This window comes from Arcobacter sp. LA11, assembly GCF_001895145.1.
Lineage (GTDB): Bacteria > Campylobacterota > Campylobacteria > Campylobacterales > Arcobacteraceae > Halarcobacter.
On sequence record NZ_BDIR01000007.1, the window covers coordinates 109,192 to 124,975 of the forward strand.

The 15,784-nt window shown below is 26.3% G+C and carries 15 protein-coding genes; 4 read left to right on the top strand and 11 right to left on the bottom strand.

Annotated features, from left to right (window positions below; all coding sequences use genetic code 11):
- Position 1: 1 nt before the first annotated feature.
- The 6 genes from BT997_RS09645 to BT997_RS09670 are packed head-to-tail and all read right to left on the bottom strand — an operon-like array spanning position 2 to position 4,179.
- Positions 2-1,249, bottom strand: a complete 1,248-nt coding sequence (locus BT997_RS09645; protein ID WP_072681601.1) for an FtsK/SpoIIIE domain-containing protein — start codon at positions 1,247-1,249, stop codon at positions 2-4.
- A complete protein-coding gene (locus tag BT997_RS09650) occupies positions 1,246-1,512 on the bottom strand; it encodes a hypothetical protein (RefSeq protein ID WP_072681603.1) in 267 nt (88 codons plus the stop codon). Before BT997_RS09650 ends, BT997_RS09645 begins: the two co-directional genes overlap by 4 nt.
- Before the next feature lie 4 nt (positions 1,513-1,516).
- Complete coding sequence (locus BT997_RS09655) at positions 1,517-2,689, bottom strand: replication endonuclease (protein ID WP_072681605.1); 1,173 nt, start codon at positions 2,687-2,689, stop codon at positions 1,517-1,519.
- Positions 2,690-2,742: 53 nt separating this feature from the next.
- Positions 2,743-3,009, bottom strand: a complete 267-nt coding sequence (locus BT997_RS09660; RefSeq protein WP_072681606.1) for a hypothetical protein — start codon at positions 3,007-3,009, stop codon at positions 2,743-2,745.
- A complete protein-coding gene (locus tag BT997_RS09665) occupies positions 3,009-3,242 on the bottom strand; it encodes a hypothetical protein (protein ID WP_072681607.1) in 234 nt (77 codons plus the stop codon). The genes BT997_RS09660 and BT997_RS09665 overlap by 1 nt, the downstream gene beginning before the upstream one ends.
- A 7-nt stretch (positions 3,243-3,249) precedes the next feature.
- Positions 3,250-4,179, bottom strand: a complete 930-nt coding sequence (locus tag BT997_RS09670; RefSeq protein WP_072681609.1) for a hypothetical protein — start codon at positions 4,177-4,179, stop codon at positions 3,250-3,252.
- A 108-nt stretch (positions 4,180-4,287) separates the two neighbouring features.
- On the opposite strand from BT997_RS09670, the gene BT997_RS09675 reads away from it, so the two are divergent.
- Positions 4,288-4,524 carry a helix-turn-helix domain-containing protein gene (locus BT997_RS09675; protein ID WP_072681611.1) on the top strand — a complete coding sequence of 79 codons (237 nt, stop codon included), beginning with the start codon at positions 4,288-4,290 and terminating at the stop codon, positions 4,522-4,524.
- Here the strand turns inward: BT997_RS09675 and BT997_RS09680 are convergent.
- The 3 genes from BT997_RS09680 to BT997_RS09690 all read right to left on the bottom strand — a co-directional run bounded on the left by BT997_RS09680 (position 4,521) and on the right by BT997_RS09690 (position 8,488).
- Positions 4,521-5,531, bottom strand: coding sequence for a BsuBI/PstI family type II restriction endonuclease (locus BT997_RS09680; RefSeq protein WP_072681613.1), 1,011 nt, complete (start codon positions 5,529-5,531; stop codon positions 4,521-4,523). The genes BT997_RS09675 and BT997_RS09680 overlap by 4 nt on opposite strands.
- A 4-nt stretch (positions 5,532-5,535) precedes the next feature.
- Positions 5,536-6,558 (bottom strand): DNA cytosine methyltransferase, encoded by a 1,023-nt coding sequence (locus BT997_RS09685; RefSeq protein WP_072681615.1) that lies wholly within the window; start codon positions 6,556-6,558, stop codon positions 5,536-5,538.
- Positions 6,559-6,634: 76 nt separating this feature from the next.
- Positions 6,635-8,488: a hypothetical protein gene (locus tag BT997_RS09690; protein WP_143145182.1), complete on the bottom strand. Its 1,854-nt coding sequence runs from the start codon at positions 8,486-8,488 to the stop codon at positions 6,635-6,637.
- Positions 8,489-8,847: 359 nt separating this feature from the next.
- On the opposite strand from BT997_RS09690, the gene BT997_RS09695 reads away from it, so the two are divergent.
- The 3 genes from BT997_RS09695 to BT997_RS09705 all read left to right on the top strand — a co-directional run bounded on the left by BT997_RS09695 (position 8,848) and on the right by BT997_RS09705 (position 12,007).
- Positions 8,848-9,267: a winged helix-turn-helix domain-containing protein gene (locus BT997_RS09695; RefSeq protein ID WP_072681619.1), complete on the top strand. Its 420-nt coding sequence runs from the start codon at positions 8,848-8,850 to the stop codon at positions 9,265-9,267.
- Positions 9,268-9,343: 76 nt separating this feature from the next.
- Positions 9,344-11,635: a cache domain-containing protein gene (locus BT997_RS09700; RefSeq protein ID WP_072681621.1), complete on the top strand. Its 2,292-nt coding sequence runs from the start codon at positions 9,344-9,346 to the stop codon at positions 11,633-11,635.
- Positions 11,636-11,704: 69 nt separating this feature from the next.
- A complete protein-coding gene (locus BT997_RS09705; RefSeq protein WP_072681623.1) occupies positions 11,705-12,007 on the top strand; it encodes a hypothetical protein in 303 nt (100 codons plus the stop codon).
- 1 nt (position 12,008) lies between these two features.
- On the opposite strand, the gene BT997_RS09710 is transcribed toward BT997_RS09705, so the two are convergent.
- Both BT997_RS09710 and BT997_RS09715 read right to left on the bottom strand, forming a co-directional pair.
- Positions 12,009-14,876, bottom strand: coding sequence for an EAL domain-containing protein (locus BT997_RS09710; RefSeq protein WP_143145183.1), 2,868 nt, complete (start codon positions 14,874-14,876; stop codon positions 12,009-12,011).
- Complete coding sequence (locus tag BT997_RS09715; protein ID WP_072681626.1) at positions 14,869-15,780, bottom strand: cytochrome-c peroxidase; 912 nt, start codon at positions 15,778-15,780, stop codon at positions 14,869-14,871. Before BT997_RS09715 ends, BT997_RS09710 begins: the two co-directional genes overlap by 8 nt.
- Positions 15,781-15,784: the final 4 nt, after the last annotated feature.

Genomic DNA, 15,784 nt, shown 5'->3' on the forward strand with positions numbered 1-15,784 from the left:
ACTATTTTAAATAATCAAATGCTTTGACTAATGCCAAATGTTGATTTTGAGAAATAAAAGGTACTTGAATAAGTTCTTTATTAGATGTTTCGCCATCTCTAAAAATTAATCTACCCTGATTAAAATCAGCTACCTCTTTTGATGTTACCTCTTCTATAACCTCTTTATTTCCTATAGTTGCATTTCTATTAAATTCTGAATCAGTTTTCATAAGTACTCTACTTTGAATATTTGTAAGCACTTGTGAACTTAAGTTTAATGAATCACACTTTTGGCTAAATATTAATGTACAAATCCTAGCTGCTCTTTGCTTCTGTGATAATTCTATTAATGTATTAAAAATCGAATCTCTAAGCTTTTTATTATGATGTGTGCCAATAGTTCCAATTTCATCAATAACTATAAAAATAGGTTTTCCTTGAAATTTTTTATGCCCTTTTTCTTGCATAATTTTATACCTATTATTCATAACCTCTTTTACTTCTTTTAGTACTATATCAACTTTCTCAACCGTATCAATAAATTGTGTATGTTTATAATTATATTGTGCTAACTCTACACCTTTTAAATCTATAAAAATTAAAGAATCAAGCTTTCTAAAGTTGTATAGTAGTGAATATATTATTAATGACATAAAATTAGATTTTCCAGAGCCACTCTCTCCAACTGTAATCATTGAAGTTTGTTCATCTAATTTCTTATAATAATTTCCATCCTTTGAAACACCATAGTAAATAGAACCTTTCTTTAACTTCCCTAAATCAAAATCAAAACTATAAGGTAACTTATATATTTTAATCTTCACATACTTTCTTTCATGTTCCTGTATATCTAATTCAACAGATTTATCATGTAATCCTAGGAAGTGTAGTATTTCTTTCTGTTTGTCCTGATAAAGCTTTTTATCTATTGCATTTCTGTTCTTATAATATAAGGTATTAGTTACTTTATCATACTTTATAAATCTATCAAGAAATACCGATACTTCTTTATTTTCTGCTTTTGGTTGTGAAATTAATTTAAGAGAATAAGGCATAACTATATACCTCCAATATACCATATAGTAACCTGTGATAAGTAATGTGATAAATGTTAAAAAGATTAATGTAGTAAGCCAATTATCTTGAAGTAAATCTATTGCTATCGCAACTGCTCCATTCTTAATTACAAGAATTAAAAATAGACCCCCTGAAACTATTAGCCAAGCTTTTATTATGCTAAGGGCTAGTAATTTTAGCCCCTGTTTCATTTTTGTTCTCTTAGAATTTTAGCTTCTGCAACTTGTGAATAGTAAATTACACTATTTACAACTGCAATGCTTACGGGAATAGAAACATTTTGATTTTGTTGAAGTTTTGCATAATCTGTTTCAACTGTACATTTTACTTTAATAACCTCAAAGCCTTTTTTCTCTGACTGCATTAAAAACTGTATATAAACAGTCTTCTCACTATTATATTCTTTTTCTAAGATAGCCATTATTTGACCATTAATTGTTAAATTAGTATTCATAATATTATTCTCCTATGACATATAAATCCTTTATGATTTTTAATTTATTGTGTTGGTATATCTCAATACCCCTATACTGAATGATTAACTTTTTAATTTTGTAAGTTAATCTACCTTTCAAATCGCGACTTCTTTCAACATCTAATTTAATGTGAAATAAAGAGTTAACTTTTCCAAGCTTGGTTGTTTTGGTTTTCGAGCACTTGCTGTCAGCTTCAAAAATTCTTTGCTCTAAAAAAGAATTCTGCTGAAAGAAATAGTAAAGTGGGATACCCTCTGTTGCAACTTGTTTATCCATCTCTTTTTTACCTATCTCTAGTTTATAATCTTTTTTGGAAAAAATCTTATTTTTTTTAATATTTGTGAAAGAATGATAGATTTTTTTATAAATTTGCTGATTCAATGGCAATTGAGAATGAGAAAGTAACCTAATTTTGTTAGCTCTTTTCCATCCATCAAGTATTCTTGCATCATAATAATCACTTCCACTGCTTAGAGTTTTAGTTATATACTTTAGAATATATCTACTTGCATAATTAATATCACCTTTGATTGATACTGTTTCCAAATCTGTTCTTTCTAACTCATAATGTTCAATTATTCTTTTATATACTCCTCTGACAGCATCCACATGATTTAGAGGAACAAATATTAAGCAGTGAAGGTGGGCTATAAGTGTGGAGTGGCTCTCAATACTTTTCACATACATTATTTCTTTTTTTGTGAAGTGTTTAATTCTTTTATACATAACTTTAAAAAGGGAGTTAAGAAATAAATAACTTTCTCTTATTGCTTCATTAACAGTATCAAATTTAAAATCAGGGTTGGGTCTTGTATATAGTCTCTTCCCATTTCTATAAGATATAGATTTAAAAGGATGATAAGAGCTAGGAACTGTAATAGTTAGAAATAAAGGAACATATCCTTTTTCTTTTGACATTGCTTCAATAGTAGAGATTTTTTGAGTTGTAAGGTGTGAATACTCTTTATATTTTTTCTCCCACTCATAGGACATATTAATTTCATCATTTGAGTTAAAAACCTTTAATCTTCTTAGATAAGATTTTTGCTTTTGTTCTTTCTCAATTGATAACTGATAGTAAAACTTTTTACTCTCTTCTATCTCTCTATAAAGTTTATTTTTTTGTAGTGTTCTTGTTGCATATAGTCTTTCCATACTTCCTCCTTTTGGAAGAAATATGAAATTTTAAAGCTAATCGGACTTTTTAACTAGTTATTGTCATTTAGTCCTAGGATATTTTTAATGATTGGATAGATAATTATAAATGAAGCTAGTGAAACTGCAAAGATAACTATAAGATACATCTCTTTTCCAGTAACTCTATTTAAAAAGGTATCATTTGTGAGTAGTAGTGCAAAGGCTGAGAAATAAGCATAATAAAATCTTGATGCAATTGTAGTATCAAGTCTAAGGATTAGAAAGAGTATTCTAAAAAAGGCATACATAACAAAAACCATTGTAAGAAAAAAGCTCATTAATTCTCCTCGAACTTTACTTCTAAATCTTCTTTATCATAGACTTGTACTGTTGTATCTATTTCTTGTGGTTTATCTTCTAGTGATTGACCTAGTTTATAGAGTCCTAAACCTATTCCAAATGCCACGGGGTGTTGTATATTTGATACACCACCGCCATACTTTTTAATCTTGGTCCCTGCTGCACAACCTGAAAGAATAAAAGCCAGTAAGCTTATATATAAATATTTCATGTAAGCTCTATTTATTAACTATAGACTTAATATAAGCCTTTAATTTAGATATATCTTTCTTATTAAAAGTCTCTCTACTGCTTGTAGAAATTAAATGCTTAATATTTGAGCCATAAAGAACCTTTGAACCTCCACGGTAAGAATAAACAGCAACAGCTAAAGGAATACCTAATTTTTCTCCTTGAACATTAGTATACATTACTGCATAAGTTTTACTATTTTTTAACCTATAAAAATGATTACCAATAAACTCATCTTTATCATTCCATCGTATAAACTGAGATTTTAAACCTTTAAAAAATGTGCCATCATACTTTGAATTCCAATTACTGAATTCTGTTTCTAAGTTTGTTTTTACTTCATCAACAGGAAGCTTTGATATAACCTTTCCCGATACCTTAACCATATCTTTATAGAAATACATATCATCTAACCTTTGAAATGTAACTTGACTGTCGTCATTGTATTCTTGAAGAACCTTGTTTATTTTCATAGAGAATAATCCACCCTTTTTTCGGAATTCAAAATTATCTCTATATGTAAGCACTACTGAGTTATCTTCTTTATTAACTTTATAGTCATAGTAGAATGTCATAAACCCATCACCACCTGAAAGAGTTATCTTATAGCTAGTTGGTGTCTTAATTACACTATCAACATAATGGTCCTGAATTTTCACTTTTAAAAGCCAGTCTATGTCACTACTAAAATCATATGTTTCTATATTGTATTCGTTAGAAGCCTTACCCTCAAAGTTGGTAGTTGGAAGCTTTAAAACAACAGGCTTGTAATATTGAGGATTTGTTTTATAGTTATCTACTTGTATTCTCTCAAAAACTTTTGATTGTTTTATCTGAGCATTATTCGCACAACCAGTTAATAGTAAAGCTGATGTTAGCAGTCCTATTGATGTTTTTACTAATATCTTTTTTTTCATTCTGTTCCCTTTTACTCTACTATAGAAAAGTGTATTATAGTAGATTGATAAAAGATTTTACTAGAGATAGACTTACATTAAAATTATGTCTTATAGTAGAGTGAATAAATGCAAAAAATTACAACAGAAGATTTTTATAAAATGATAGGTGCAAATGTTGCTAAATATAGAAAAGAAAAAGGGTTAAGTCAATTAGATTTATCACTTAAAATGGGATATAAGTCTGTTTCTGTAGTATCAAGTTCTGAGATATTTTATAACGGTAAACATTTTAATTTAGAACATCTACTAAAAATATCTCAAATATTAGAAATTGATATATGTGAATTGTTTAAAAATAATTAATCTTTATGTGGTCCAATAAACTTATCCCCATTAAAGTGTATCATGTGGTCAGGAGCATCAGCAATCCATGATTCTGTTTCCCAAGCAAGTTGTGCAGAATATTGACGGAATTTAGCCTTTGTATTAAAAGCTGTAATAAATATTAAATCTGCCTTACAGTTAGAATCTTTCAATGATGTTTCTAAAATATGTTTTCGTGCATCATCAATTGGTCCTGAGGAATGAACTGCTTCAATTAAATATAACCAGTTTCTATCTTCACAATAAGCAACAATATCAGGAAGTTCTTGATGTGATAATTCAAAGAAATTTAATTTCTTCAAACTATCTTCATCTAAATATGCATATTTATCTTCTGTATCACCTACATAAAGTAATTTAGCACCATAACCAAATCTAGGTAAGAACTCTTCTATAATATCTTTTTGAAGCTCATTATGTTCACCCGGAGAAAACTTAATTTCTTTTTCTTCATCAATCTTTATTGAAATTCTATTTAATTCTCGTTCTCTTTCTAGCTTCTCTTTTAAAGAAACTTTTATTTTTTTCATTTTTTCTACTTCAAGGTTCCAGTTTCTAGTATTGAAAGACTGTAAACATTCTTTATACTCATTAGGTAAACAATAACCCCTTGTAGAATCATTTGTTGAAGTCAAAGGTTTACTTCTAGCAACTATCCCATCTAAAACAACCATTTTTAAATCTTTTCTTCTTATATCATCATAAGAGCCAGAGCTTATATTTTCTCCATAGTTTTCATTTATAAATTTTATAATATCTCTACTTTTTAAATCTATATTATCTTCTTTTGATTTTACATTTGACCAATTAGAAGAGGGTTTAATTTGACAAACTGCTAAAAAAGATAAAGCTGTTCTTTCAATTCTTCTTCCTGTCTTTCCTAAAGGTATATTAAATTCTTCTAAAACTTTAACTGCCTCTAAAATTTTTAATTGTTGTTCATCAGTTTTTTTATTAAACTCTTTTGATTTTTTTAATAACTCCATACTATTATCCTGTATACTTAACATCAAATAAAGATTGTTCTTCAAATAAAATTTTATTTTTAACTTTTACTAAATCTCTATCAAGCAAATATTTATGTATTTGTTCTGCAAACTTATAACCTAGTAAAGGTGGTACAGCATTACCAATTTGTTCTAATTGTTTATTCTGAGACCCATGAAACTCATAAGAATCTGGAAAACTTTGCAATCTTGCTGCTTCTCTAACAGATAACATTCTTCTTCTACCATCTGGCATTTTTACTCTCAGCATATCAGCTGTTGCTCCATATAGATTTCGACAAGTCAAAGTTCTAGCTGGCTTATCAAAATGTAAATCTCTTGGTGTTTTACATTTAGACTTTTCCTCATACCTTGCAATATATTCATCCATTTTAGGAGTAAGCCACTTTACATTTTCTGTAATATTATAAGCAATATCACCTATTGCTTCCGCAACAGTAATTTTTTCTTTAGTTTCTTCTGGAAATTTAAAGCCACCTTTATGTCCAATAACAAAAACTCTTTCTCTATTTTGAGGAACACCATAATTAGATGCTCTAACAAGCTTATACTCAACAATGTACCCTAAAGACTTCAAATCACTAAGTATTTTTTCAAAATACTCTTTATTTTTATACAACATACCTCTTACATTCTCAAATAAAAATATCTCGGGGTCAATTCTCTTTATTGCTGATAAATATGCGGGAAAACCATTTCTCAAATCATCTTTCCCTTTTTGTTTCCCATTTACACTAAATGGTTGACAAGGTGGACCACCAATAATAACTTTTACATTTTCATATTCTGTATCTTCTGTTAAGTATTCAGTATTACAATATCCTGATAAATTCTTTTTGTATGTAGATGAAAATACATCATTGCATTCATATCCAATTGTTTCATAACCTAAAGACTCAAAGCCAAGAGATAAGCCACCACAACCAGCAAATAAATCAAGTACTTTTAAATCATATTTAACATTTGGTATTAAACTATTAATTTCTTTTAGATAAGAATTAGCCACTATTTACCTTTTTCCTAATTTAAACTGTATTATATCTTAATTAATAAAAAATATAGATTTCATTACATTTTGTAATCTAATTAAAAAGCTTATTTATCTGCTCAGTAAACTTATCAAACTTCAACCCTTTATATTTAACTAGCTCTAAAATCTCATAAAGATAATCAGGCTCAAAATATTTATTACCATATCTATTAAATAATTCTGTATCAGTTCTACTGTGACCCATTAAAGTTTCCCCTCTTTTATCCTTTAGGCTTTCTGGAACATGCTTTATCTTATTTGCAAATGAATGCCGTAGAGAATAGAAACTTTTACTTTCAATATCTATAATATCAAGCTTATCAATCTTTTTGTTAAAATGTTCCTCACACCGCCTAACAGTATTGTGAATATTACTCTTAATAGTTTTATTCTTATCCTCATCTACAAATATAAACTTATGCTTATTCTCTTTTCTATACTCAATAAACTCTAATATTTTCAATTCATCTATAAAAAGTCTAGTTAAAGGAAGTTTCCTTTTTGTATTAACTGTTTTTTCACTTTTAACATTGTCTAGTCTTTTATCACTAGAACTATTCTCTTTTGATATTTCTAAATAATATATTAACTCATCATCTTTATTTGTTGTAGTCTTTAAATCTGTTACCATTAATTGCCCTGCTTCTGCTGGTCTCATTCCAAGGAATAAAGTTAAAAATATTCCATAAATTTTAAGAGGGTCATTCTTCAAAGTGAATAATAGTTTTGAGTTAAGATAATCAAACTCATTAAAAATAAGTTCTAGCTCATTATCAGCAATTGGTAGCCTATCTGTACTACCATCATTTTTTATTCTAAAGCTTTCTAATACAAACTTATTATCATTACATGGATTTTTAAAATTATATTTATTAGCACAAAAATTAATGAAAAATTTTACTCTCTCAAAATTTTTATTTATAGTTCTTATTTTATTAGGGAATATATCTTCATACTTACTATCATAAACTTCATTTTCTCTATCTTTTAAAATCTTCTTTATAAGTTTAGTCTGTTCAAATATATCTAAATCTTTTGTTTGTGGCATTTTAAATCTATTTTTTGGAAGATGAATAATTATATCTTCAAGTACTTCCAAATCAGCTACAGTTAACTCATAAACTTCTTTTTTAGGAAATACCTCTTTTATCAACTTATAGCTAAAACAATATGTGTTTAATGTTTTTATTTTCAAGTCTCTTTTTATCTTTAGATATTCTCTTATATCTTCAATCATCTCATCAAACTTTGGAAACTCTTTAGGCTCATCAATAACAGGAATACTACTATTAATATTTTGAACATAGATAATTTTTTCTTTAGGCTTTTTCTTCTTATATTTTTTAAGTGTATCTTCTGAACTATGAGATTCTGCTTTTAATAAATCAGCCTTTAAAATCTCTATCTCATACTTAAACAGCTTCCAATAAAAAGATTCTTTCTCTTTCATTTCAGATAATGAGTTTTCATCAATCTGACACCGAGGGATTATCTCATCATCAACAATCTTTTTTATGTCTTCAAAATTTCGTCTCTTATCAATGTCATTATACTTTTTAAGCTTTTTAGTTACAGCTTTTATAGTGCTACCCTCATAAGAGATACCTTTTTTATTAATAAAAGTATTTGCCTTATGTCTTAGTGTTTCAGCTTCTATATACTCTTCTATTGATTCACTATAGTATTTATATAATATATCATCTATGTCATAACTCGTCATTAATATTCCCATTTGTAAGTATCTGTTTATGTTGTAATTTAATAAGCTAGATAATGTTTTAGCAGTAGTATAACACGATGTCAATAATGACTTTCTAATAAGGATAGTGTCATTAGTTACTAAAGATTTTTTAACTCTCTTATGAAAGTAGTAAGTACCATTTCTACGATGTAAATATTTCGCCATTTTTGCTCCAAGTATCACACCTTGGTATCATTTTTAGAACAATTTAACGACAAATTTTAGTAACTTTTCCCTATAATTAGGGAGTTATAGAGTTTTTATCGGAGCTTTGAAAACATCTCCACCAATCCATAAATAAAATAACCTCATAAATTTATTAAAATAATCAAAGAAAAAATAACTATTCAAAAATTATTTTAAACATTTTTTCAATTATAAAAACAATAAAATGTAACAAAAGTATTATTTTAATAACTTTACAAGTTATATTAAATAACTTACTTAACTAAATAGTCAAAACAAAGTTTAATTGTAACTTGTTATGTTACAATTATTATAATTTTATTTAAGGTTAAAGAAAAATGAGTCAAGATATTACAATTACATTATCAAAGGAAATGGAATTATTCTTATCTAAAAAGGCTAAAAAAAAAGAAATACCTCTTAAAAATACAATAGAAGAACTTATTAACGAACAAATAAATAATAAAATTCATTTTGATGAAGGTTTTTACTTTGATAAGCTAAAGAATAAACTATTTAAAGCAGATGGAAGAATAATAGAATTTACAAAACTACAAAGTGGTCTTTTTCACCTTTTACTTGAAAAGCATGGTGAAATCGTAAGCTTTGAAACGATACATAATGAAGTTTGGAAAAACAAGAAGATGTCCATATTCACAATGAGAAATGTTGTTAAAAGAATTAGAGACTTAACATATTATGGGATTATTGTAAATCATTCTAATCTAGGTTATTCATTAGGAGAAACCAAAGATTAGGATATAAGATTCTCAACTCTTTGTATTTAAAGTTTTTAACTGTATAATATTTTTTTGGGAGAAAAGACTATTATATATGATTAAAAATGACGAAAACCAAATACTACAAATAATAAAATATACCCCTCCAATTTTTATATTACTTGCTAGTATACTTATTACATTTACCCTTTATTTAGATCATAAAAAAACTTTAGACAAAGAAAAAAAATTAATAAAAAGTTCATTTATCAAAAATGAGAAAAAAAGAATTCAACAAAACATTAATAGTATTATTTATTATATAGATAAAGTAGATAATAAAACTGAAGTCAAACTAAAAAGAAAACTATCAAAACAAATAATAAATGCAAAAGCGATCATTTCAGGAATTTATGAAAATAATAAAAATTCAAAAGATAAAAAAGAAATAATAAAATTAATAAAAGATGCACTTCAAAATATAAGATTCAATGAAGGAAGAGGCTACTTTTTTATAAATCAAATGGATGGTATCAGTGTTTTTCATCCTATATTTCCTAAAAGAGAAGGCAAAAATATTTTTAAAGAAAAGGACTCAAAAGGAATTATAAGATTTCAAAAGGTTCAGAAAGTAATTAAAGAAAAAAATAAAGGATTTGAATATTTTTATTTTTTTAATCCAAATAATAAAGATATACAAGAGAAAAAACTTGCCTATGTTGAATACTTCAAACCCTATGATTGGATGATTGGCACAGGAGAATATATAAAAGACTTTAAAAAAAATATCCAAAGTGACGTACTAGAGTATATTTCAAGTTTAAGATTAGGCAATGAAAATAACTATATTTTTGTAATGAACTATGACGGAACTTTTTTGTACCATCCAGAAAAAGAATTAGAAGGTAAAAATATTTCTAAAGATAAGTCTCTTTCTAAAATGGAACCATTTTTCCAGAAAATAGAAAAACTTATCCCAAAAGATGGAGGGTACTATGAGGTTATTCAAAGTAGTAAATCTGATGCAAAAAAAGATACAAAGAAAATTTCATATTTCAAAACATACTCAAAATGGGACTGGATTATAAGTACAGGTTTTTATGAAGAAGATATTCAAGAAGAACTTATAGAAAAAAGTGACTATTTAGAAAAAAAATATACAAACTATATTAATACAATTATTATTTCAAGTCTGCTTTCTACGTTAATTTTACTTTTTGTATCTTTTTATATTTCAAAAACTCTTGAAACCAAATTTCTAAATTACAAAAAACGTATTAAAAAAGAAATTACAGAAAATGAAAAACAAAAAAATAAGCTAAAAAAAGCCCAAGCAGTTGCACAAATTGGTGATTGGGAACTCAACTTAAATACAATGAAAGCCTTATGGTCAGAAGAAGTATTAAAAATATTTGGACTAGAAGGAAAAAGTATACATGCAGGACCTGAATTTTTAAAAACTATTATGCATAGCAAAGACTGGTCAGCTTTCGAATGTTCAATGCAAAGATGTATAAATAATTTTGAAGAGCACAAATGTATTTATAGAATATTTAAACCAAATGGTGATGTAAGGTGGATTGATTGTAGAGGACAAATTAATAAAGAAACAAATTCTGTTCATGGAGTAATACAAGATATTACAGATAATAAAAGACTAGAACTTGAAAAATTTGAAAAAGAGGAATTACTATATAGACAAAGTAAAATGGCTGCGATGGGAGAGATGTTAGGAAATATTGCTCATCAATGGAGACAACCTTTATCAGCAATTTCTACGGCTTCAACTGGGGTGAAGTTGCAAAAAGAATTAGATTTATTAGAAGATAAAAATCTCTTAACTTCAATGTCCTTAATAAATGAATCTGCACAATACCTTTCTCAAACTATTGAAGATTTTAGAAACTTTTATAAGCCAAAAGATGAACTTTCATATATAAAGATTAGCAAATTAATTGATAAAACATTAAATCTAATTTCTGCACAGTTTATTGCAAAAGATATATCGATAATAAAAAACATAGAAGATATTGAAATCTATTCATTAGAAAATGAACTTATTCAAGTATTAATAAATATTTTAAATAATGCACGAGATGCTTTACTTTTAAGAGATAATACAAAAAAACTAATATTTATAAACGTATTCATTAAAAATGAACAAGTGTACATAGAAATTTTTGATAATGCAGGTGGAATAAAAAATGAAATATTAGATAGAATATTTGAACCATATTTTACTACAAAACATAAAACTCAAGGGACAGGAATAGGTCTTTATATGAGTGAAGAAATAGTTATAAAACATCTTCATGGAAATATCATTGCTTTTAATAAAACTTTTACATATGAAAATGAAAAATACACAGGAGCAAAGTTCAAAATAGTATTAGATAAGAAAATCTAATATGTTTAGTTAAAAGCACTTTAAGTAATATATACCTAAAATACTCTACGAATTTTTTTAAGGACACAAATGGAACCAAACTACGACAAGATTATAGTGTTGATTATTGTTTTTACTTCATCTTTTATTACATGGAAAATCATTAAGGATTTTTATAAAACAAAGTTTCACATGATATTTGCACATTTAATTGCAATTGTTACAGCATCATTTATGTTACTATCTACTATGTTTTTATTTATGCCTAAAAACTATCAAAGAGGAATATCACCTGAAGTAGAAATTTCTTTTAATTCAATCGCAATAGTTATAATAATGCTATTTGTGTTATATGTATTTTTTAAATATATTCCATCAAAAAATAAAAAATAAACTAAATATCTTTCTTCTCTAAAAATTTTACAACATCATTGAAAAGTAAAGGTTTTGAGAAGAAATACCCTTGCCCCATTTCACAATTTAATGATTTTAAATACTCTTCTTGTTCAATAGTCTCTATACCTTCAGCGATAACTCTATAACCTAAACTTTTTGATAAGGCTATAATTGCTTTTGAAATTTGCACATTATTGTTATCGTCTGGCGTCCCATCAACAAATGCTTTATCAACTTTTATAACATCAATTGGAAGTTTAGTTAAATAACTCATAGAAGAATAACCTGTCCCGAAATCATCAATAGAGAATCTAAAACCTAACTCTTTCAAAGTATTAATAGTATTCATATTTTTCTGAGAAAACTCCATGATATATCGCTCTGTAACTTCTAGTTCAACTTCACTTGATTTTAAATCATATTTTTCAATTATACTTACAATATCTTTTACAAAGTTTTTGTCTCTAAACTGTATACTTGAAATATTTATAGCTATATAAGATAGTTTTTCATTTATATTTTTAAACTTTACAAAATCCCTACATGCCATATCAAAAATATGTTTACCAATTTCAATAATCGTTCCAGTATCTTCTGCAATTGGAATAAACTTTTCTGGACTTATCGTCCCTAAAATATTATGATCCCATCTTACTAAAGCTTCAAAAGCTATCACTTTTCCACTTTCTAAAGCATATTGAGGTTGATACATTAAATATAGTTCATCGTTTGCTATAACATCTTTTAAAGCTTGTTCTATTTTTAATTGCTCATGTACATTAATAGATAATTGCTTATCATAATATTGATAATTGTTTTTTCCAAGTTTTTTTGCATGATACATTGCAGTATCTGCATTTTTAATCAATGTAGTAATATCCATACCATCATCAGGATACATCGAAACGCCAATACTTGCACTAGTATTTAATGTATCATTTTCAATTACTATAGGCTCTTGGATAACATCTAAAAGCTTTTGACAAACATATCCTGCAGAATTTTTGTTACGACTAGAGTCAAGAACAACAATAAATTCATCTCCACCCATTCTTGCAACTAAATCAGACCCTCTTAAAATATTTTTTATTCTTTTAGAAACAACTTTTAGTAAAATATCCCCTACTCCATGACCTAAAGTATCATTTATAATTTTAAATCTATCCAAATCAATAAATAAAACAAATAGATTTAATTCATTTCTACTTGCTATACTAATTGAATATTCTAAATCTTCTTCTAGTTTAACTCTATTAGGTAGTTTAGTCAAACTATCATGATATGCTAGAAAATCAGCTTTTTCTTGAGTTTCTATAATTTCTTTTAAACTTGTATGTACAGCAATATATTTTACTATCTCACCATTTTTATCTTTTATAGAACTAATATTAAGCCAAATAGGTATTATTTCCCCATCTTTCTTCTTATCATAAACTTTCCCTTTCCATGAACCTTTTTCTTTTAAACTTAGCCACATTTGTTTATAAAAAATTCTATCATGATAACCAGACCTAAAAAGATTTGGTTTCATACCAATAAGCTCTTCTTTCATATATCCACTTATAGTTTCAAAAGCTTTATTTGTTGTGATAATTTGTTTATCTTTATCACAAATTAAAATACCCTCTTGAATATTATTAAAAGCTATATCAGATAGTTCCAACTCTTCTTTTTGTCTAATATATTTTGTTACATCTAGTTTAATTGCTAAATATTTAATAGGTTCATTTTCAATTATAATAGGTACAATAGAAGCTTTCTCATAAAAAATAGAACCATCTTTTCGTTTATTAATAAATTCACCTTCCCATTTTTCACCAGCTTCTAATTTTTTATTTAAATCTGCATATACTTCATTTGAAGTTAAACCTGAGCTTAAAAGTTTTGGTTTTTTTCCTACAACTTCTTTTTTTTCAAAACCTGTGTTCTTTTCAAATATATCATTTACATATAAAATATTTTTCTCAGAATCAGTTAAAACAATAGTATTATCACTATTTTCAACTGCATATTTAAAAGCTGAAAGTTCACTTTTTATATTTTGAACTTTTTTATATTCCTTATAAATTATAAATACTATGATTAGAATAGATATAAAAAATATTACGGCGATTATAAATTGATAAGATGTTTTCTTTTTATATTCTGAAATAAGCAGTTGCTGAGTATCATAAAGTTTTTCTCCTAGCTTTAAGCCTTTAGCTTCAGTTCTAAGATTTTTTATAGTTTTTATATTTCTTAATATATTAGTAGAATGAGCATGTAATAAATCAAGTTTTTCAAAGTCTATTCTTTCATTTTCAAACATTAAAAATTCAAGATTTTCTAATATCCTATCTTTATTTTCATTTAGATTTGCAAAATGTTGCATACTCAAAAACAAAGTATTGTTTATAACTACTTTTATATCATCTGCAAGATCTTTATCATTTGTAAAAGATTGATTTATTTCATAAATATAATGAATTGAATTTAAATTTGCAGTATGTTTTGATTTAAACATTTCTATGAGTTTAAGCTTCTTTTTATATAACTCATAAGAATTTACTACTTTATTATAAATTTCTATTCCAAATTCATCTTTCATATCACTATGAATTAAATGTTTAATTACTTTTTCAAAATCATTAGTCTGTTTTACAATTAAATCAAAGTTTACGAACTCATCTTTATTTTCTATAAATTCATCAAAGACAATATCTTGAATAATTAATTTATTTATATCATTTTTATAATTATCATACTTTCCTATATTGACCTCAATTTTATATAAATAAGAAAACAATATAGAAATTACGAGTAAAAAGATTAAAAGGATTCCGTATATAAAAAAATTCTTTTTGATTTTTGATATAAAACTATTCAATTATCATCAACTCCCCAGTTAAAGTTTTTAAAAAGGCAACTATTTTATCTATTTCATCTTTCTTCATAGGACGTCCCAATTGAACTAAAGCCATTTCTTTTACAGTTTGAGAAAGTTCATAATATCTGCCATCATGGAAATATGGCGCAGTATATTCTATATTTCTTAATGTCGGAACTTTAAAAAAATATTTATCTTCTTCATTTTTAGTTAGATTATACCTTCCTAGGTTTTTACTTCTAGCATCAAAAATTATTCCAAACTTATTATAAAGATTTCCTCCAACATTAACACCATGATGACAAGTTATACAACCTTTATCTTTAAAAAGTTCATAACCTTCTTTTTCATATTTTGTAATAGCTTTTAAATCACCTTTTAAAAATTGATCAAATCTTGAATTAGGAGTAATAAGAGTTTTTTCAAATTCAGCAATAGCATTTACTATATTTCTTTTTGTAATGCCATCATCGTAAATACGTAAAAACTCTTCTTTATAAACTGTTTTATTTAACTTTTTTATTAAATCAGGAAAAGTATGTCCCATCTCGATAGGATTTTCTATAGGTCCAATAGCTTGTTCTTCTAAATTTTTTGCTCTTCCATCCCAAAACTGCCTAAAATTAAATACAGAATTTAAAACAGTTGGAGCATTTACCTTTCCTATTGCTTTATTTACTCCAAAAGGAAGAACTAAATTATCATCTCCTCCGTTTTTAATATTATGACAACTAGCACAAGATATTGTATTATTAATTGATAATCTTTTATCATTAAAAAGTTTTTTACCAAGTTGTGCTTTTTTTAAATTATAATCGATTTCTTCAGGAATAGGTGTAATATTTGATGCATAAATAGTTAAATTTAAAATAATAAATAACAATATAATTGTCCTAGTTAGCATCACT